Raw genomic sequence first — 18,218 nt, 5'->3', positions numbered from 1 at the left:
CAATACGTGAGAAAAATACCTGAACTATGATATGATTTTCAAATCAAATACTGAAGGGGTGAAATGAATGCCTTGTAAAGGTTGCGTTATCCAGAATATTGATTATGAAGTCTCATTTGAAAATTGTAAGCAAACAGCATTGTTCGAATCCATAGAAGACCATTTGAAGCGAGTCCTTATGCTGGTGAACCAGGAAGATCAAACATTTCATGTGAAAGAACAAGGGATAAAAGAATTATACGACTTTTGTGTCGATCATGCAGTAGAAATGGATGCTATTCGTTTTCGTCTCAACCAAACCGACTGGCGGCCGCTCTCTGAAGTCATGCAAGTAGTCGAAATGCAGTGGATTGATCAAGTCATTCAAAACCAACAATTGACGAGTCATTATCAGCCTATTGTTACACCTGACCTCGATATTTATGCTTATGAATTACTCGCGCGTTTCTATCATAAAGACGGTAGAGTGATTTATCCGAATGAAATTTTCTCCGCAGCAAAAGAGCGCGGTAGATTATATGCCCTAGACAGAGTATGTCGTCTGACAGCCGTTCGCTATGCAAAACATATTACGCAAAAAGCATTTATTAATTTCATTCCAACATCTATCTATTCACCGGAGTTTTGCTTGCGATCGACGATTAATTTAGCGAACGACTTGGCAATTGACCCCCATCGTTTAATATTTGAAGTAGTGGAGTCGGAAAAAGTGGAAGACATGGATCATTTAAAAATGATTTTGGAGTATTATCATTCAAGAGGATTCGAGTATGCGCTCGACGATGTTGGGGAAGGTTATAACACGGTTGAAGTGCTCTCTTTCCTTCGTCCAAACTACATGAAGCTCGATATCAAGTATGTACAAGGCGTCGCGACTGATTCCGACAAGCAGCTTATAGCAACGGAGTTTCTTGAAAAAGCACTAGCTGTAGATTCAATTCCGTTAGCAGAGGGAATCGAAACGGTAGAAGATTTTGAATGGTTGAAAGCGAAAGGTTATCAATTATTTCAAGGCTATTTATTCGGCAAACCATCGGCAGTGCCACAAGATAAAATTTCCATATAGTGTGTTAGGGGGGCAAATAGTTTACATAGAAATTGTTTTAATGTTAAACTAAATAAGATAAGGAGATGGTACCTATGAAATTAGACAAAAAAATCGCAATCATCACAGGCGGGGCAGGCGGAATCGGATTAGGAATCGCTACAGCATTTGTGAAAGAAGGAGCGACTGTCGCAATCGTCGACTTGAACAAAGAAGCAGGCGAAGCGGCTATTGAAAAATTACAGAAAATCTCTCCACAATCGATCTTTCTTCAAGCGGACTTATCTGTACAAAAAGAATTGCCTTCACTTGTTGAGCAAGTTATAACGAGACTCGGTAAATTGGATGTTTTAGTCAACAATGCACATGCTTCACGTATGAAATCCATTGAAGAGATGACGCAAGCAGACTTAGATCTCTCATTCAATACAGGATTTTATCCAACATTCTACTTGATGCAAGCTGCTCTTCCACACTTGAAAGAGTCAAAAGGAACCGTCATCAACTTCGCTTCCGGAGCAGGATTAAATGGCGATGTGAATCAAGGTTCATACGCCGCGGCGAAAGAAGCCATTCGTGGGATCACAAGAGTGGCGGCGAATGAATGGGGACCATACGGCATCACATGTAATCTGATTTCACCTATTGCGAAAACCCAAGGAATTGAGCAATGGGGACAAGAGAATCCCGAATCATACAAAGCGGTTCTTGCGAAAAACCCACTTGGACGCCTCGGCGATCCAGAAAAAGACATCGGTCGCACAGCAGTGTTCCTAGCGAGCGACGACGCTTCTTACATCACAGGTCAAACGATGATGGTAGACGGCGGGTCCATTAAATTACGTTAATAAATTGTCAAGGCTACCCTGGTTAAGGGGTAGTCTTTTTTTGTAGGTGGAAGTATGAGCGCATGCGGCTGTAGATAGAGCGGATAGCGTGTGCGATAGAGCGGCTGAGGTGGAAGTGTGAGCGCACGCGGCTTTAGATAGAGCGGTTGCGGTGGAAGTATGAGCGCACGCGGTTGTAGATAGAGCGGATAGCGCGTGCGATAGAGCGGCTGGGGTGAAAGTATGAGCGCTTGCGGCTGTAGATAGAGCGGATACCGCACGCTATTGAGCGCATTCACGACAGCCTTCATCAATGATCCAACCACACTCTCCACAAAAAAAGCTGCTCCTGAATGGAACAGCTTTCCCTCAAACAAATGTGTTATTTAACTTAGTGTAAATTTGGACTAAACTATTTCGTTCAGCATCCGATAAGTGACTGAAGAACTCTGAACGCACCTTCATTCCGCATTTCTGTGCTTCGACCAAAATTTCTAAGCCTTTAGGAGTTATTTTCCAATACTTTGTTCGACGGTCATCTTCATCATTACGCAACGTAATGCACTCATTTTTAATGAGCTTCGACGACAAATGCGTCAATGAAGCGGGCGTGAAGCCTAGAGTCTCAGCCAAGTCAGAAGGACGTTGCTCCCCTTTGTTATGTAACTCCAGCAACACAAGAATATGGGAGATTCCTAGGGATAGCTTGGATTCTTGCTGGAAACGGATCAGCATTTTATTCGTTACTTGATCCATCAAATGTACCAAATTGAAAATTGTCTGTTCTTCATTCAAAAAACAACACCTCCTTTTCCTTTAAGAAACTTTATGCTTATATATTATTCATCATACTATAGTATATAGGAAATAAAACAGTTGTGACACGATAATCATACATACATCTCACGCAACATGTTAAAATCCAAGAGTTTTTCATTTTCTTCTTTTTAATTGTAGATTGATAGAGTATGATGAAGACAACGAATGAACTAGATGAACTAAATAGGAAGGGTGGGCATAAGGTTTGATGAAAGTTAAAGATTCGTTAACGTTTCAGCTAGGTACTATTATAGCTGGGATTTTGGTGGTGATGCTAGTCATTACATCACTGGCTACGTATAAGACGGCTTATGATAAATTGTATGACGCTGCTGGAATTGAGGCGTACGGCTGTGCCAATATTACTACTGGATTGATTCGACCTGGTGATTTGGAGAAGGCATTGGCTGGCGATGTCGATACACAAGATGAACTTGGGAAGACGTTGAACTGGACAACCGAACATAAGAATATATTTGAAACACAATATATTTTGGATTTGGATGGAAAACTCATTGCTCTCGACGATAATCTGAAAGCAAAAGGATTTAAGCCAGGAGATCAGTTCCATTTAGATGAAGAAGCAATTGCAGATCTACTCGAACATCGACATTCGACATACTCCCAACCTTACGAGTATGGTGATATGGAGCGGCTTTCAGGTTATGCGCCAATACATAAAGATCAGGATGTAAGTAAAGAAATCATCGCAGTCAGCGTTATCGATTTCGATGCGAACATCGTCAAACACCGTACATGGGATGTCGTACGCGATGGAATCTTGATCAGTATTATTCCTATGATACTTGCCTCAATCGGAACAGGATTCCTGATTCGCCGGAAAACGAAGCCAATTACAAGTTTAATTGAGCAGGCGAAGAAAATTGCGGATGGCGACTTGGCGGTTCAACCGACAGAAGTGAAGTCACAAGACGAAGTGGGAGACTTGGCTCGTACATTGAATCGTATGACGGTGAACCTACAAGATATGATTGCAACAATGAATACGACATCGCAACATTTATCCGAAAACGCGGGAGAGACGTCTGCATCACTTTCTGAAATGCGTGAAGCGATTACGATGGTTGCGCATAATATCGAAGAAGTCGTCACAGCGGTTACAGATGGTACGTCAAATGCAAAGCACGCAACAGGTATTCTTACAGGATTAGCAAGTGGTTTAAGCAATACGAAACAAAGCGCCGATTCGATGCTCGTTAACTCCAATGAAACGATGAAGATTGCACTAGAAGGCACAAAACGTGCAGAAGAAATCAGCCATGATATGGAATTAATTCGAAATGGTTCACAAGAAGTGGGAGATACGATCCAAAACTTAGTCGAATCTACGACGAAGATCCAAAACATCACAGGTTCCATTGCAGGAATCGCAGCTCAAACTAATTTACTCGCGCTGAACGCATCCATTGAAGCGGCTCGTGCAGGTGAGCATGGTAAAGGTTTTGCGGTAGTTGCAGAAGAAGTACGGAACTTGGCTGAGCAATCCAATCAAGAAGTACTTGAAGTAGAGAAGCTGGTGAAGGATATTTCTGATCGGATCCAGCAAGTCATTACTTCCACATCGGAAAATACGAAGCACATCACGAAGGGTACAGAAACAGTGAAGCTTACGTCTCAATCATTGAGTAATATTTCCGTAGCAGTCGGAGAAACGGTTAAGGAAATCAAGAATATCTCGAACTTGATGACGTCGGAAGCTGCGAAGTCAACAGAAGCAGTGCAGTTGATTGAGCACTTGACGCACGCTATACAAAATATCGAAGACATGACGAATAATATTGCAGCAGCTGCCGAGCAAACGACAGCGAGCATAGAAGAAATTTCAGAACGTTCTACGCAGACCAATCAAATGGCGCGTGAATTGGAAGTGTTTGTCGGTTCATTCAAATTACCTAAATAAACACTCGGCCATCGCTTATCAAGCGATGGTCTTTTTAACCATTGATTTTAGAATGTACGTTCTGTATAATACGAACATACATACGCTCAAGGAATGGGGAATACCTAATGGAAAGGAACCGAGATAGAGGGAAATTGAAGTGGACGTCACTCATGTTGCCTGAACACCTCGAGAGACTACGTGATTGGCAACAGGAAGATGAATATATAGAACGGCCTGAGTTAACCGACTGGGAGCTACAAACGATGCAGGAGACACTTGAAGTGGCGTGGCGCAGGCGTGTCAAGACGATGATTAAGACGTGGCATGATGGAGAAGTTCGCTTTCATCAAGGAGAAATTGAAGTGCTTGACTTGCGGACGATGACGATCATGTTATGCGATCCGTTCGGAACGGAAAGAATTCATGTGGAGGACGTGGTAGATGTCCAGTTGTCCAAAGAAGCGGGTGGTGTATAGGCAAAAATAAAAGCCGTCTGCGAAGGCAGACAGCTTAATCTCTGAAAAATGCTTTTTCTACGTTGTACTTTGCTTGCTGAGTGTTGATCACGTAGGTTTCGTAGATTTCGCGTTCCATAGGATCATCGATGACAACAGCAGAAATTTTTGCTACTTCTTCACGGTGATTACGCAATGGAGACACTTGGTCTTCAAAATGCTTTTTCAGACGTGGACGCAATTTTCGTGCTTTTCCTACGAATAATAGCTCGTCGCTTTGATTGAAGAACAACAAAAGGCCGCCTTTATCACGTGGAATATCATGAAAATCGATGAAACCATAGATGGGCTTGATCGGTGTTTCGTCCGGTCCCATTTCTTGTTTTCTGCGAACGATGGTTACGTCCGGTTTAGGTAATGTAATATTGATCATTTTACTTCACATCCTTATATCAGTCAGTGTTTATCCTATCATACGACCAAAAAAAAAGCGAGAAACTTTCTTTACATCCCTTGCATATAGTAAACAAATGTCTCGGGAAGGATGAAATGTTGAAAAACCCTGCGGTTATAGAAACGTATCACATATCGAATACCAAGCCGAAAGTGGATGTGTATTATCCTGTCATCACGAAACTGGATGATCCAAAAGTTCAACAGAAGCTAAATCAAGTGCTGTTCAAGGAAATGAATAAACTGCTAGAGGACAATAATTATTATGATCCAAGTCTTGTCGAGATGGTGGCAAATTACGAAATTAAAAATAATCAGCGTGATCTCTTCAGTATTAACTTGATCGCCTACTCGTTCACTGGTGGAGCCCATGGAATGACCTACGTCAAATCTCTGACATTTGATACGAAAACGGGAAGGCAATACAATTTGCAAGACATGTTCAAGCCAGGCAGTCCCTATGTGCAGCGGATATCTGAATATATCAGACGCCATATTCAGCAATGGAAAACACCGGTGCTTGAGCCATTCACTAAAATCAAGCCTGACCAAGATTTCTATATTGCAGACACGAGTCTTGTTGTCTACTTCCAACTATACGAAATTTCACCTTATGTAGCGGGCTTCCCTTATTTTCCGATCCCATTACTTGATCTACAAGATATTATCAAACCAAATAGTCCGGCAGACCGAATGTTGCCGTTTATAGGAACTTGAGAGTCTCTGTATAAACAAATGTATGGGCTTACATGACGAAATAGTGTTATAATTTCGATATACGAAATATACAAAAGAGGTGGAAACTATGCTAAGAAATTTCTTTATCGGTTTATCTGAAAATCAACTACTGAATCAAGCTGCCCAAAAATACGGCTTCCAATTAGGAGCCCAACAAGTAGTGGCAGGAACTAACATCGAAGAAATGATTGATAGTGTCAAAGAGCTCAATCAAGCAGGTATTTCATGTACGATTGATAATCTGGGAGAATTTGTTTACGAAAAGAGCGAGGCCATCGAAGCGAAAGAACAAATATTAGTCGTAGTGGACGCGATCCAACAACATCAAGTGGATGCGCACATCTCGATCAAACCGTCACAACTCGGCCTCGATATTGACTATGCATTTTGTGAACAACAAGTAGAAGAAATCGTCAAACATGCAAATAAAGTAGGTATATTTGTTAATTTTGATATGGAAAATCACTCGCGACTTGAACCGACGTTTCGTTTACTAGACGAATTAAAAGCAAAAGGCTATGAAAACGTTGGAACTGTTATCCAAGCCTATTTTCATCGTGCGTTAGATGATACGAAGAAATACCATGATACACGCATCCGTTTAGTAAAAGGTGCCTATAAAGAGTCACCAGACGTTGCGTATACCGATAAAAAAGAAATCGACGAAAATTATATTAAAATTATTGAAGAGCATTTATTGCACGGAACGTTCACGTCGATTGCGACGCATGATCATAACATTATCCATCATGTGAAGCGGTTCGCGAAAGAACATGATATTTCAAATGATCAATTCGAGTTCCAAATGCTGTACGGCTTCCGCCATGATTTGCAGCTGCAGTTGGCAAAAGAGGGCTATAATTTTTGTGCATACGTGCCATTTGGAAAAGACTGGTACGGGTACTTCATGCGCAGATTGGCGGAGCGTCCGCAGAATATGAACTTGATGGTGAAGCAAGTGTTCAACAAGAAAACGAACACAGCGATTGGTTTAGTCGCCGGCGCGTTTGTGCTCGGACGATTGAGCAAGCGTGGGAGTGACAAGAAACAAGATGGTGGCTGGGTGAAGTATCGGTGAACGGTAGGATAGCGCAATGTGGATCGAAGTTTCAAGTGGACGCGCTCATAGATTCGTTCAAGCGCTCATAAAATATGCTTGACCGCTCTATGATACGTGATATCCGCTCTATTGACGTCCGTACGCGCTCTATGACGATCGATTATCGCTCTATCAAGACATGCGACCGCTCTATGCACGGTCGCGTCTCTACTATTTTGAAACGTAAAGCGAAGCGTTAGAAGCTGATCTCTAGCTTAAATCCCGAATCACCTATCCAGGATCCTTTAACTTTCCAGCATCTAGAACACTGCTTTCCCTGCAGTGTTTTTTTGTATCCACTTTACAGAAAACATGGAAAATAGTAGTGTTAAAGATAGTTAAAGTACTATTCACTCTTCATTACACTAAAGATTAGGGGGAGAGCTGATGAAAAAACTTTGGATCGTCGTACTCAGTGCGGCATTACTAGTTGGATGTAACACGAACCGGACATTGTCTTACGAGGAAATCGCCATGAAGGACTTGAGTAAGGGAGATCAGAAATTCCACGAACACGCGCAAGCTGAAAATGGCGTGTACTTATTCTACGACACGTCGGATGATAAATTGGTCATTTATTTTAATACCGCTCATGAAGGCCGAGAAGGTTACGCCGTGGACTTTACAAACTTTGATGTAGAAAGCGACGGAGACACGTTGCGTATTCTGTATGATAAGAATCAAGACCAAGGTGAATCGAAAACTTTTCAAGAACAGCAATTATATGAAGTTCAATTAGACAAAGAGTATGAAACGATCGAGCTGTTTGAGAATGGAGATATGGCGGCATTCACTTCTATCTATTCATAAATGACTTAAAACGAAATGAAATGAGGACGGTTATGAACATTTTTGAGGCGAACATTACTGACGTTCCTGTCATCCGTGACGTGATGATTCGGGCGTTCCGAGAATACGAGCAAGCGACACCTCCGACGAGTGCGTTGAAAGAGACCGTCGAAAGTATCACCGCTGAAATGCAAAGTGGTGTACAGGCGTTGATTGGTTATATAGAAGGGGAACCTGTCGCGATGGTCCGTTTTCGAATGGAAGGCGAAAGCCTCTATTTTTCTAGATTCTCTGTCGTGCCGGAAAGACAAGGTCAAGGCATCGCGAAAAAAATACTACGGTTTTTAGAGGAATATGCGGTGCAACAAGGGAAGAGAGTAATAGCATGCAAAGTACGAGCAGATGTGCCGAAAAACATCTCACTCTATCAATCAATCGGTTATCACGTGTGTGAGGAATCTGTATTACATAGAACAGATGGTACGTCGATTGCTGTAGTGTCTATGGAGAAATCGCTATCCTGAGCAGTGGGAGGCCGTGCAAGTGGAAACAAAAGAAAAATACCCGTGATGTATTGCAATACTTGGCACTTTTCGTTGTCTTGGGAACACAGATTGTTCGTCTGATTCTGTATATGACGGAAGTAGCATATATGATTTCAGAAACGACGCTTAATTTGTGGACGTATACAGCATTAGGAGTAGGAGTGGCTTTGTTGCTAGTGTCTTATCTGTTTCCGAAAAAGAAGCAGTCAGCATAAATTATGAAAGGAGGAAATACATATGCACAATAACAATTTATTTTTTTCGTTTCTATCTATTTTTAGCATATTCATGTACATCATCCCGATCGCATTCCTACTATTCACTGTATGGTTTGCGTTGAAATTGCTTAAAGTTCAAGAACGTAAGAATGCAATCCTTCAATCCATTGCAGACAAACTAAATCAGTAGAGATAGGAAGAGAAATCATTATCAAATCAAATAAAAGGAGAAACACCGTGATAAAAAATAGAACCGCACTTATATGCGCTATGGTGCTTTTTGCCATTTGCATGTTTTTATTTTTCCCCTATCCCAATAATCCGTTACTCGGAACTACCGTGACGTTCATGTCGTTTCCTATTCAAACGGATGATGGATGGGTCTGGAAAGGAATACTAGGCACTTTTTTATTTCTTATCGCGATGGCATTGCTGATTTATGGATTGAAAAAACATTATGTCGTATTAGCGGTACTTGTACTCTTCCTATATGCATTACTTCCGAGATATCTCATTACAGCGTATCAAGAAACTTTGGCAACCGGTATCGGAGCGATTTCGTATGACCAAAATGGCAAGTGCGCATTCGATACGTTAGACGACAATGAACGGATGAGTGGGGACTGCCAACTGTCTCTGAAAAATCACAGCAATCAATCCGTATCATTCAAACTGGAGTTCATGGACACGGGATTCGGCCAAGAAGAAATGAGAATGGTTTCCCTGATGAATCTCGCAGGTCCCTACAAGCTGACAATTGAAGGAAATCAAACAGAATTCATTGAAATCAATGAAATTCTGGATGTCTCGGATGTGTCGGATCATATCTATAGCGGATCAACATCAGATGTACATTTCAAGCTAATTGAAGAAAAGAAAGAACGTATTTTTTAATGTAGATCAGACAATCAATTGAGGATTGAATATAGCCAACAATAGGGTATTCAATAAAATAGATAAGGAGAGGATCTCATGCTTCGAAAACTATTTTATATGATGTTTTTGGCAGTTATACTGGCGGGTTGCCAGACAGCAGATAAGAACAGTACATTGAACACCCCACAAGAGGCACTAGAACAGCTTCATGCAGAAGAAGGTTTTGCGGAAGTGGTGAAAGTGTATCGAACGTTGGAAGTCGATAATGATAAGGTAATCAATGTCTATAAAGGGATACTGGACGGCACAGAAGAAATATTTGTCGCAAAGTTGAACAAAGAGAAAGATGATACGTGGACGGTAACGGATGCAATTGGAATCGGCATGCCTTCCGAGGAGAACCTAGGGGAGAGTATCAAAACTCCTTCGTTTGAAGCAGGTTTTACAAAGAAGAATAACGCACCGAGCCCTAATACTAAATTGGTGCAGACTGATGATAAAAAGTATCGGGTATGGGTGAAAGTAATCGACTAACAAGAAAAGACCGCCTGCGCGGTCTTTTTTTCATTGTCTGCCAAGTAAAATAACGAAATAGACGACCATTGCAAGCAATCCAAGCGGTACACCGACGCGCGCCCATTCCCCACTGCGAATATTGAGCTTACCTGCCGCAATAATATTTGGGATATTTCCGGGAATCAACATCCCGCCACTGATTAATAAGCCGAGTAGTAGCGCTTGGATCGTTGATGCGTCCATCGCGGGACTGATTTCCGCAGCAGCAAGTGTCGCGTTATCGAGCACAGCGGAAATCATATTGATCCAGTAAAGCGTTAATGGATGAAGATCGAGTAAGTAAAGGGTGATCAATGGCTCAAATCCCGCACCGAGCAATGTCAAAGCCAAAACGAAAATATACACTTTCACGCCGCGTCCGAAAATACTTATGTACGACTCTGCCGCTTGTCCGGAAGAACGGTACCGCGAGCGGTTGCGTGGGCGAATCAGAAAGAATGCAAGCAGTCCAAAGACGAAGACACCAGCTATAATATCGGTTCCAAGTAAGTTCATTAAGTAATAAAAGTCTTCATCCAGTTTATTCGTCGCAATCGTTGAAAGTGGCTCTCCAATTGGTGTCAGCACCGCGCCCATGCCGATTGCGTAACACGCTAAAATCACAAAACGGATTTCTGATATTCGGTCCATTTGCAAGACGGACGCGATGGCCACGAGGACTAGCGCTGCAATAATCGCTGTGATAATACTGGAAATTAACCCTAGACCTATAATAATCAGCGCCAAGAATAATCGGAATGGAATAACTTTACTTCCTGATACTACCGCTTTCTCAAATGGATGTCGTATCCAGCGAAAGACTATTCCCGCTATGAGAACCGCGAGCGTAATATGCAATGGATCGCGTATCGCCTTATTCCATAACTCCCACTGCAACACCCCACTTACAAATGCCGCAGCACACCCCATAACAAATAAAAACAATTCCAAATTACGTTCAATGCGAAGGATCGTAAACGGCAAAAATAACACCAATCCTAAAATAATAAGCAATCCAACGACCATAGGCATCTCCTTTCGGCAATCTTTCTTTTATACTGTATGCAAAAAGCCGATTCATCTTGCATAGAGTCTGAATAGAATAGATATAGAGGAGGGACACGCATTGGAAGTTTCAGATATTGTACTGATCCCTGTCATTATCGGATTAACGGAAATTCTAAAAATGTATGGATTACAGAAGAAACTGATTCCGATCTTTTCTTTGCTACTTGGCATCGGTGGCGGGATTTTCTACTTGTTTCCGGATGATTGGAAATCGGGGATACTGGGCGGGATTATTATGGGATTATCGGCAAGCGGATTGTATTCAAGTGGGAAGACGATAGTTAAGAAGCCGCCGTGTGATGAGGAAGAAGATCAATGATTTTTAGAGAAAAGAAACCCCTTGTTTATGTCGTGACTGGACATGAATGAGGAGGTTTTTGTATGGTCAATATATGGAATGCACAAGAAGCAAAAAATAATTTTAATTTGAATCGCTTATTTTTCCCGCATGATGAAATGAAAAAATGCAATGCCATAATCGCACAGAAGGCAATTCACAGTAAAAATGAGTAAGGGGTGGGCTGAACTGGTTAAAACAATAACTTTTTCATTCAAAAGTACTGAATTTGAAGGTGTTGAGGCAAGTGAAACGTTTACTTTTGAAAAATTAGAAATTGATGAGAGTATGGATGAAAAAGAAGTAGAAATCGAACTCGAACGAATGTATCAAGCGTGGGTTTGGAACAAGCTAAATATATCGGGCAGCATCGTTACGGAAAAACCGGACCCAAGTTAATAATACTTGCCATGGAATCGGATATTGTAGTAGGAGGGGGAATTTTGAATGACTACTTTAGGCGTGGATATTGGTGGGACAAAGATGTTGTTAGTCGTTGAATATCAAGGTGAAAACATCTCGAAAATCGTACCGACAGGAAAGGCTAGTATTATCGCAAAAGCGAATACTAATGCCGATACACTACATAGAAACATAGAGCAGGGTGACACTACTGCGCATGAGATCGTCCAAATCGCCAAGGAGAACACACTTCCGGAATTATGGGCGGTATGCACCATTCGAAAATCAGAGAATGCTAAATATAAGGAAGCTGATGCTAATCTTTTGGAGTATAACGATTGTCAAGAAATTACCTTTTGAGGAAGGAAGAAAAGCGAGAGCGGCTTTCCGCTAGTATATGATTGTGGTATAATCGTCCTGGTTATGCCGGTTCGGACTCATGATCAGGCCGTTACATAAGGGGGATTTGCATTGGAGATCGATAAAAAGCAACTTATCATAGAGGCAGCCAAACTTTACTACCAATTTGATTATACTCAGCTCGCCATTTCAAAAAAACTGGGCGTCTCAAGGCCCACCGTTTCTCGGCTCTTACAGCAAGCGAAAAAAAATGGCTACGTGAAAATCGACATCATCGATCCATTTCATGACAATAATCAATTGGTGAAATCCTTACAGCACAAATATCAAATCGAAGAAGTGAAAATTGCGTACTCGGCAGTGGAAGATGAGCGGGATGTGATCCAGGCTATCAGTACAGAAGCGGCGGACTATTTGTATCGAACCGTAAAAGACGGTGATATTCTTGGCGTGACGTGGGGCCGGACGATGTATCGGGTGGCCAACGCATTGAAGCAAAAAGATGTAAAAGGAGTCGAGGTCATCCAGCTTAAAGGCGGCATCGGCTTGTCGGACGTCAATACATATGATTCTGAAACGGTTTACAAATTTGCGGAAGCCTTCCATACCATCCCCCGTTACTTGCCGCTCCCCGTCCTAGTCGACACGCCTGAAGTCAAAGTCGTGATTGAATCGGACCGGTATATGCACCGGCTCATTGAACTTGGGAGACAGGCGAATATCGCCGTGTTCACGGTGGGCGCTGTCGACAGCGAATCGTTGCTGTTCCGTCTCGGCTATTTGACTGCCGAAGAAGAACAGCAACTCCATCGAGAAGCGATTGGCGACATTTGTTCACGCTTCTTCAAACGTACAGGCGAAGTATGCGAGACTACTGTCAATGATCGGACGATCGGTATCCGGCTTGAAGAGTTAAAGCAAAAGGAAAAATCCATTCTTGTTGCTGGTGGGAACCGTAAAGTAGAGGCTATCCATGGGGCGCTTAATGGAGGCTATGCGAACGTCTTCATAACGGATCAGTATACGGCACAGGCTTTGTTGCTTCACCAATAGAAATACAGGGGAATCCGCTTATTAATAAGCGTGATTCTTTTTTTTATTCAGAATGAACAATGTTTCACCTACTCTGCACATCTGCTCAAGGTCTATGATATACTATACATAAAGTCAGGTCGTCTCGGCATCCTAAGAAAAATGGTGTGCAAGAAGCAAGTTGTAAGCGTAACCAACATGCAAGGGAGGAAGTATGATGAACTTTGTATTTTACATAACCGGATTGTTACTCGTGTTAACCGTGGGCTTGATTGTCAGTGTGGACCGCAGGAAAATCCACTATAAACCGATTGTGATTATGCTGGTGACCCAGCTTGTTTTGACATTTATCTTGTTGAATACAAAAGTGGGTGTAGTTTCCATCGGCTTTGTTTCGGCTTTATTCTCGAAGCTGGTTGACCTTGGGGTAACGGGTGTCAATTTCGTTTTTGGCGGTTTGGAAAATGAAGGGGAATCCGTATTCTTCTTGAATGTGTTATTGCCAATCATTTTCATTTCCGTGTTGATTGGTATATTAAATCAATTCAAGATTTTACCGTTCATCATTAAATATGTAGGACTCGTACTGAGCAAGTTGAATGGCATGGGGAAAATGGAGAACTATATAGCCGTATCCTCTGCGGTTCTCGGGCAGTCCGAAGTATTTTTGACTATCAAGGACCAAATGGATGATATTTCGAAAAGACGTTTGTACACGTTTTGTACTTCTGCGATGAGTGCAGTCAGTGTCGCTATCGTAGGTGCATACATGGAAATCATCGAACCGCAATTTGTCGTAGTGGCGATTGCGCTCAATATTATGTCGGCACTGATTGTCGCAAGCATCATCAATCCCTATGAATTATCGAAAGAAGAAGATACGCTGACGATCGAGTCGAAGAAGAAGCTGTCATTCTTTCAGATGATCAGCGAAAGTATCATGGATGGTTTTAAAGTCGCGATTATTGTCGCTGCCATGCTGATCGGTTTCATCGCGTTGATGAACGGAATCGATTATCTCTTTGAAATGCTGTTCAACGTTTCCTTCCAGACTATTTTGGGATATATCTTTGCTCCGATTGCCTTTGTGATGGGTATCCCTTGGGTGGACAGTGTACAAGCGGGCAGCATCATGGCGACCAAGCTTGTCACCAACGAGTTTGTTGCGATGTTAAGTTTCACAGATATTTCGGCAGGCTTGTCAACGAAAGCGGTAGGTATGATATCGGTATTCCTCGTTAGTTTTGCGAATTTCAGTTCCATCGGGATTATTACAGGTTCTGTCAAGGCGTTAAGTTCAAAACAAGGGGACGAAGTGGCAAGAAATGGTTTGAAATTACTTTTGGGTTCAACATTGGCGTCAGTTCTTTCAGCGACTGTCATTGGGCTATTTTTATAATAGGAATAGAACAAAAATTTAAAAACAGGAGTGGTGGATAGTATGCGTATGGTAGATATGATTGAGAAAAAGCGGGATGGACATGTGTTGACAAACGAGGAAATTTCATTTGTTGTCAATGGATATACGGATGGTACAATTCCAGATTACCAAATGTCGGCCTTTCAAATGGCGGTATATTTCCAGGGGATGACGTTGGAAGAAACCGCGCAGTTCACAATGGCGATGGTGGAGTCAGGCGACCAAGTCGATTTGTCTGCTATCGAAGGCGTCAAGGTAGATAAACACTCTACAGGTGGAGTTGGCGATACGACAACACTTGTGCTCGCACCACTTGTCGCCGCACTCGATATCCCGGTAGCCAAAATGTCGGGCCGCGGATTGGGGCACACGGGCGGAACACTTGATAAGCTGGAGTCAGTTCCCGGTTTCCATATTGAAATTACGGACAAAGAATTCTTTAATCTTGTCAATACGAACAAAATTGCGGTGATCGGACAATCCGGCAATATCACCCCTGCAGACAAGAAGATTTACAGTCTGCGCGATGTCACGGCAACAGTCAGTTCCATTCCGTTGATCGCAAGCTCGATCATGAGCAAGAAGATTGCGGCGGGATCGGATGCAATTGTTCTCGATGTAAAAGTCGGAACTGGCGCTTTCATGAAAGACCTCGACATGGCTCGTGAACTCGCGGGTGAAATGGTGCAGATCGGAAACAAAATCGGCCGTCAGACGATGGCGGTAATTTCGGACATGAACCAGCCGCTCGGTTATGCCATAGGAAATGCACTCGAAGTCAAAGAAGCCGTCGAAACGTTGCAAGGCAATGGCCCCGAAGATTTGCACGAACTGTGCTTGACGCTCGGCAGCCATATGGTTCGTTTGGCAGGAAAAGCGGACTCGACGGAGGAAGCACGAAAAATGCTCGAAGAAGTTATCCAAAACGGCAAAGCGCTTGAGGTATTTAAACTATTCTTGCGGTCTCAGGGCGGTGACACATCCGTCATTGACGATGTGTCGAAGCTTCCTACGGCCAAGTACAAAATAGATGTGCCGGCAAAAGAAGCGGGATATGTCTCCGCAATTATCGCGGATGAAATCGGTACGGCCGCGATGCTTCTGGGTGCGGGACGCGCAACAAAAGAGTCCGAAATCGATTTGGCGGTCGGACTGGTGCTGCACAAGAAAATCGGTGATTCCGTGAAAGTGGGCGAATCGCTCGTGACGATTCACAGTAATACAGAAAATATCGAAAGCGTAAAAGAAAAGATCTATCATGCGTATGGTGTATCGGTGTCTAAAGTACAGCCCGTCAAACTTGTGCATGACGAAATTACAAACTAATCAAAGGAGTGGTTCGCAAATGAATAAAGCACAAATGATTGACCATACACTATTGAAAGCCGACGCAACGAAAGACCAAGTCGCGGCGCTCATACAAGAAGCAAAAGACTATCAATTTAAATCGGTGTGCCTTAACCCGGGCTGGGTTTCATATGCCGCTGAACAGCTAAAAGGCACAGATGTGTTGGTCTGCACGGTGATTGGTTTCCCTCTTGGAGCGTCTACTTCTGCAGTCAAAGCATTCGAAACTAAAGATGCAGTGGCGAACGGAGCCGGAGAAATCGACATGGTCATCAACATCGGAGCGCTGAAAGACCGGAATGACGAATGGGTCGAATCGGATATTCGTGCGGTGGTCGAAGCAGCCAACGGTACATTGGTCAAAGTCATCATCGAAACGTGCTTGTTGACCGATGAAGAAATCGTCCGTGCATGCGAGCTATCTGTCAAAGCAGGCGCTGATTTCGTCAAGACGTCAACTGGATTCTCGACAGGCGGAGCGACGATACATGACGTGGCTCTTATGCGGAAGACGGTAGGCCCGAACGTTGGAGTCAAAGCGTCCGGCGGCGTGCGTAGCGGAGAAGATTTCGATGCGCTAGTCGAAGCGGGGGCTACGCGCATTGGCGCAAGCTCAGGTATTAGTATCGTAAAAGGCGAAGTTTCAGACTCGAATTATTAATAGATCCGTTACAGGACTGTTCTGCATATACGCAGGGCAGTCCTGTTTTCATGGAACGAAACGACCTGTACCGTCTCCAGCAATTGATATTGTACTTCTCGCTTCAACCTGAAAAGACTGGTCGTGTGTGTCCGGTCTCTTTTGGTTTTCTGAAAAGTTTCATATATATGTCTGTGTTGGTAAAATAAAATGAGAGAAAAAGATCAGTTTAAACTACTCCCTCTTCTACACGTAGTGAAAGTAGAAGTAGTTCAAGTGGAATAATTAATGACCTAGAAACGGGTGCAATGCTTATGCTATAATTATTTATATTAAAAAGTGAATATTCAGTAATAACTATCTTCAGCAATCGGGCCATATAGTGTTATGAGTTATGAGTTAGTAGTAGTCATGAGCATCTGATTTTGTGGGGCATATGATGAGTTTATAATCATATTTTATTGGGGGAATATTATAATGAATAACACTTATTATATGTACCCTTACCCGGTTGTTTATTATGCTAATGCACCAATGTGTAACTGTTGGAATATGCCGAATCGGACAGGTTATGAAAGGCAAGTTCGAGCGCATTCAAACACTCAGGGTTACACTAATCCTATATTAAAAGATTATGGGCAAGAACCCTTTGTTGTGAATATTAACCAAGCTACCAAGCAAAATAACACATATCGTACAGCTATATGGACGAGAAGTCACTTGCAAGTTACCTTGATGAGTATCGGTGTCGGAGATAATATAGGCTTGGAGATGTATCCTAATGTAGATCAATTTCTGCGTATTGAGGAAGGTCACGGATTTGTCCAAATGGGCAAGAACAAGGATAATTTGGACTTTGTAAGAAATGTAAGTGATGATTCTGCAATTATGTTTCCTGCTGGTACATGGCATGATATAACCAATACAGGAAATGTACCATTAAAGCTTTATTCAATCTACGGACCTCCTAATCATCCATTTGGTACTGTTCATCGGACTAAAGCAGATGCAATGGCCGCAGAAGAAGGCCATAGTAATGGAAATACAGTAGTTTTTGGAAGGACTCCAGATGAATGGATAAGATATACGGAGTTTTTGCTGCAAGAGGGATTGGAAGACGTTAAAAGAGGAATTAATATGACACACATCTTACAAGAATTTATTTTAATGGGGGTTCTTGTTGGAAAAGGATATTCTCCTGAAAAAGCATATGAAACGGTGGAAGAATGGGAACGTACAGGAGAATCCAAACTACTAAAGCAAAGCAAAAACGTGTAGAACATTTACATT

General features: G+C 42.5%; 24 protein-coding genes. 21 read left to right on the top strand and 3 right to left on the bottom strand.

Annotation, left to right across the window (positions count from 1 at the left end; all coding sequences use genetic code 11):
- Positions 1-67: 67 nt before the first annotated feature.
- A complete protein-coding gene (locus tag CSV73_RS10635) occupies positions 68-1,066 on the top strand; it encodes an EAL domain-containing protein (protein WP_099627537.1) in 999 nt (332 codons plus the stop codon).
- A 74-nt stretch (positions 1,067-1,140) separates the two neighbouring features.
- Complete coding sequence (locus CSV73_RS10630) at positions 1,141-1,893, top strand: SDR family NAD(P)-dependent oxidoreductase (RefSeq protein WP_099627536.1); 753 nt, start codon at positions 1,141-1,143, stop codon at positions 1,891-1,893.
- Between the two features lie 348 nt (positions 1,894-2,241).
- Here the strand turns inward: CSV73_RS10630 and CSV73_RS10620 are convergent, their stop codons facing one another.
- Complete coding sequence (locus tag CSV73_RS10620; protein ID WP_085130979.1) at positions 2,242-2,667, bottom strand: MarR family winged helix-turn-helix transcriptional regulator; 426 nt, start codon at positions 2,665-2,667, stop codon at positions 2,242-2,244.
- A gap of 232 nt (positions 2,668-2,899) precedes the next feature.
- On the opposite strand from CSV73_RS10620, the gene CSV73_RS10615 reads away from it, so the two are divergent.
- Together CSV73_RS10615 and CSV73_RS10610 are read left to right on the top strand one after the other, a co-directional pair.
- A complete protein-coding gene (locus CSV73_RS10615) occupies positions 2,900-4,612 on the top strand; it encodes a methyl-accepting chemotaxis protein (protein WP_099627553.1) in 1,713 nt (570 codons plus the stop codon).
- A gap of 107 nt (positions 4,613-4,719) precedes the next feature.
- The gene (locus tag CSV73_RS10610) at positions 4,720-5,070 is read left to right on the top strand and encodes a YolD-like family protein (RefSeq protein ID WP_099627534.1); all 351 of its coding nucleotides are present in this window, start codon (positions 4,720-4,722) and stop codon (positions 5,068-5,070) included.
- A gap of 34 nt (positions 5,071-5,104) precedes the next feature.
- On the opposite strand, the gene CSV73_RS10605 is transcribed toward CSV73_RS10610, so the two are convergent.
- Positions 5,105-5,482, bottom strand: a complete 378-nt coding sequence (locus CSV73_RS10605; RefSeq protein ID WP_085130977.1) for a nucleotide excision repair endonuclease — start codon at positions 5,480-5,482, stop codon at positions 5,105-5,107.
- A gap of 116 nt (positions 5,483-5,598) precedes the next feature.
- On the opposite strand from CSV73_RS10605, the gene CSV73_RS10600 reads away from it, so the two are divergent.
- The 8 genes from CSV73_RS10600 (at position 5,599) to CSV73_RS10570 (ending at position 10,301) form a co-directional block, all read left to right on the top strand.
- Positions 5,599-6,219, top strand: a complete 621-nt coding sequence (locus CSV73_RS10600) for a DUF3298 and DUF4163 domain-containing protein (RefSeq protein WP_233202881.1) — start codon at positions 5,599-5,601, stop codon at positions 6,217-6,219.
- An 88-nt stretch (positions 6,220-6,307) separates the two neighbouring features.
- Positions 6,308-7,318: a proline dehydrogenase family protein gene (locus CSV73_RS10595; protein WP_099627533.1), complete on the top strand. Its 1,011-nt coding sequence runs from the start codon at positions 6,308-6,310 to the stop codon at positions 7,316-7,318.
- A 74-nt stretch (positions 7,319-7,392) separates the two neighbouring features.
- The gene (locus tag CSV73_RS16500; RefSeq protein ID WP_158232341.1) at positions 7,393-7,539 is read left to right on the top strand and encodes a hypothetical protein; all 147 of its coding nucleotides are present in this window, start codon (positions 7,393-7,395) and stop codon (positions 7,537-7,539) included.
- Between the two features lie 187 nt (positions 7,540-7,726).
- The gene (locus tag CSV73_RS10590; protein ID WP_099627532.1) at positions 7,727-8,149 is read left to right on the top strand and encodes a hypothetical protein; all 423 of its coding nucleotides are present in this window, start codon (positions 7,727-7,729) and stop codon (positions 8,147-8,149) included.
- 32 nt (positions 8,150-8,181) lie between these two features.
- Positions 8,182-8,652, top strand: a complete 471-nt coding sequence (locus CSV73_RS10585; protein WP_099627531.1) for a GNAT family N-acetyltransferase — start codon at positions 8,182-8,184, stop codon at positions 8,650-8,652.
- Between the two features lie 258 nt (positions 8,653-8,910).
- On the top strand, positions 8,911-9,081 hold the full coding sequence (locus CSV73_RS16595; RefSeq protein WP_198166053.1) for a hypothetical protein: 171 nt from the start codon (positions 8,911-8,913) through the stop codon (positions 9,079-9,081).
- Between the two features lie 47 nt (positions 9,082-9,128).
- The gene (locus CSV73_RS10575; RefSeq protein WP_099627530.1) at positions 9,129-9,785 is read left to right on the top strand and encodes a hypothetical protein; all 657 of its coding nucleotides are present in this window, start codon (positions 9,129-9,131) and stop codon (positions 9,783-9,785) included.
- A 78-nt stretch (positions 9,786-9,863) separates the two neighbouring features.
- Positions 9,864-10,301, top strand: a complete 438-nt coding sequence (locus tag CSV73_RS10570) for a hypothetical protein (protein WP_099627529.1) — start codon at positions 9,864-9,866, stop codon at positions 10,299-10,301.
- A gap of 30 nt (positions 10,302-10,331) precedes the next feature.
- Here the strand turns inward: CSV73_RS10570 and CSV73_RS10565 are convergent, their stop codons facing one another.
- On the bottom strand, positions 10,332-11,348 hold the full coding sequence (locus CSV73_RS10565) for a DUF1646 family protein (protein WP_099627528.1): 1,017 nt from the start codon (positions 11,346-11,348) through the stop codon (positions 10,332-10,334).
- A gap of 100 nt (positions 11,349-11,448) precedes the next feature.
- On the opposite strand from CSV73_RS10565, the gene CSV73_RS10560 reads away from it, so the two are divergent.
- The 9 genes from CSV73_RS10560 (at position 11,449) to CSV73_RS10525 (ending at position 18,206) form a co-directional block, all read left to right on the top strand.
- Positions 11,449-11,709, top strand: coding sequence for a hypothetical protein (locus CSV73_RS10560; RefSeq protein WP_085130969.1), 261 nt, complete (start codon positions 11,449-11,451; stop codon positions 11,707-11,709).
- 62 nt (positions 11,710-11,771) lie between these two features.
- On the top strand, positions 11,772-11,903 hold the full coding sequence (locus CSV73_RS16835) for a hypothetical protein (protein WP_255407856.1): 132 nt from the start codon (positions 11,772-11,774) through the stop codon (positions 11,901-11,903).
- Positions 11,896-12,126 carry a hypothetical protein gene (locus CSV73_RS10555; RefSeq protein ID WP_232319188.1) on the top strand — a complete coding sequence of 77 codons (231 nt, stop codon included), beginning with the start codon at positions 11,896-11,898 and terminating at the stop codon, positions 12,124-12,126. Before CSV73_RS16835 ends, CSV73_RS10555 begins: the two co-directional genes overlap by 8 nt.
- 48 nt (positions 12,127-12,174) lie before the next feature.
- Positions 12,175-12,489, top strand: coding sequence for a hypothetical protein (locus CSV73_RS10550; protein ID WP_099627527.1), 315 nt, complete (start codon positions 12,175-12,177; stop codon positions 12,487-12,489).
- 111 nt (positions 12,490-12,600) lie between these two features.
- Positions 12,601-13,542, top strand: coding sequence for a DNA-binding transcriptional repressor DeoR (locus CSV73_RS10545; RefSeq protein WP_099627526.1), 942 nt, complete (start codon positions 12,601-12,603; stop codon positions 13,540-13,542).
- Positions 13,543-13,738: 196 nt separating this feature from the next.
- Positions 13,739-14,920, top strand: a complete 1,182-nt coding sequence (locus CSV73_RS10540; protein WP_085130966.1) for a NupC/NupG family nucleoside CNT transporter — start codon at positions 13,739-13,741, stop codon at positions 14,918-14,920.
- A gap of 42 nt (positions 14,921-14,962) precedes the next feature.
- Positions 14,963-16,267 (top strand): pyrimidine-nucleoside phosphorylase, encoded by a 1,305-nt coding sequence (locus CSV73_RS10535; RefSeq protein ID WP_099627525.1) that lies wholly within the window; start codon positions 14,963-14,965, stop codon positions 16,265-16,267.
- 19 nt (positions 16,268-16,286) lie between these two features.
- Entirely contained in the window at positions 16,287-16,949 is a 663-nt protein-coding gene (gene deoC, locus CSV73_RS10530; RefSeq protein WP_085130964.1) for a deoxyribose-phosphate aldolase, read from the top strand.
- A 456-nt stretch (positions 16,950-17,405) separates the two neighbouring features.
- The gene (locus CSV73_RS10525) at positions 17,406-18,206 is read left to right on the top strand and encodes a cupin domain-containing protein (protein WP_099627524.1); all 801 of its coding nucleotides are present in this window, start codon (positions 17,406-17,408) and stop codon (positions 18,204-18,206) included.
- Positions 18,207-18,218 lie beyond the last annotated feature (12 nt).

Source organism: Sporosarcina sp. P1 (genome assembly GCF_002743155.1).
GTDB classification, from domain to species: Bacteria; Bacillota; Bacilli; order Bacillales_A; family Planococcaceae; genus Sporosarcina; species Sporosarcina ureae_B.
This window is presented reverse-complemented; position numbering and strand designations above follow the sequence as displayed.

Coding starts and splice junctions, on each gene's coding strand:
- CSV73_RS10635 (WP_099627537.1), top strand. CDS start 68: ATGCCTTGTAAAGGTTGCGTTATCCAGAATATTGATTATGAAGTCTCA.
- CSV73_RS10630 (WP_099627536.1), top strand. CDS start 1,141: ATGAAATTAGACAAAAAAATCGCAATCATCACAGGCGGGGCAGGCGGA.
- CSV73_RS10615 (WP_099627553.1), top strand. CDS start 2,900: ATGAAAGTTAAAGATTCGTTAACGTTTCAGCTAGGTACTATTATAGCT.
- CSV73_RS10610 (WP_099627534.1), top strand. CDS start 4,720: ATGGAAAGGAACCGAGATAGAGGGAAATTGAAGTGGACGTCACTCATG.
- CSV73_RS10605 (WP_085130977.1), bottom strand. CDS start 5,482: ATGATCAATATTACATTACCTAAACCGGACGTAACCATCGTTCGCAGA.
- CSV73_RS10600 (WP_233202881.1), top strand. CDS start 5,599: ATGTTGAAAAACCCTGCGGTTATAGAAACGTATCACATATCGAATACC.
- CSV73_RS10595 (WP_099627533.1), top strand. CDS start 6,308: ATGCTAAGAAATTTCTTTATCGGTTTATCTGAAAATCAACTACTGAAT.
- CSV73_RS16500 (WP_158232341.1), top strand. CDS start 7,393: ATGCTTGACCGCTCTATGATACGTGATATCCGCTCTATTGACGTCCGT.
- CSV73_RS10590 (WP_099627532.1), top strand. CDS start 7,727: ATGAAAAAACTTTGGATCGTCGTACTCAGTGCGGCATTACTAGTTGGA.
- CSV73_RS10585 (WP_099627531.1), top strand. CDS start 8,182: ATGAACATTTTTGAGGCGAACATTACTGACGTTCCTGTCATCCGTGAC.
- CSV73_RS16595 (WP_198166053.1), top strand. CDS start 8,911: ATGCACAATAACAATTTATTTTTTTCGTTTCTATCTATTTTTAGCATA.
- CSV73_RS10570 (WP_099627529.1), top strand. CDS start 9,864: ATGCTTCGAAAACTATTTTATATGATGTTTTTGGCAGTTATACTGGCG.
- CSV73_RS10565 (WP_099627528.1), bottom strand. CDS start 11,348: ATGGTCGTTGGATTGCTTATTATTTTAGGATTGGTGTTATTTTTGCCG.
- CSV73_RS16835 (WP_255407856.1), top strand. CDS start 11,772: ATGGTCAATATATGGAATGCACAAGAAGCAAAAAATAATTTTAATTTG.
- CSV73_RS10555 (WP_232319188.1), top strand. CDS start 11,896: ATGAGTAAGGGGTGGGCTGAACTGGTTAAAACAATAACTTTTTCATTC.
- CSV73_RS10550 (WP_099627527.1), top strand. CDS start 12,175: ATGACTACTTTAGGCGTGGATATTGGTGGGACAAAGATGTTGTTAGTC.
- CSV73_RS10540 (WP_085130966.1), top strand. CDS start 13,739: ATGAACTTTGTATTTTACATAACCGGATTGTTACTCGTGTTAACCGTG.
- CSV73_RS10535 (WP_099627525.1), top strand. CDS start 14,963: ATGCGTATGGTAGATATGATTGAGAAAAAGCGGGATGGACATGTGTTG.
- deoC (WP_085130964.1), top strand. CDS start 16,287: ATGAATAAAGCACAAATGATTGACCATACACTATTGAAAGCCGACGCA.
- CSV73_RS10525 (WP_099627524.1), top strand. CDS start 17,406: ATGAATAACACTTATTATATGTACCCTTACCCGGTTGTTTATTATGCT.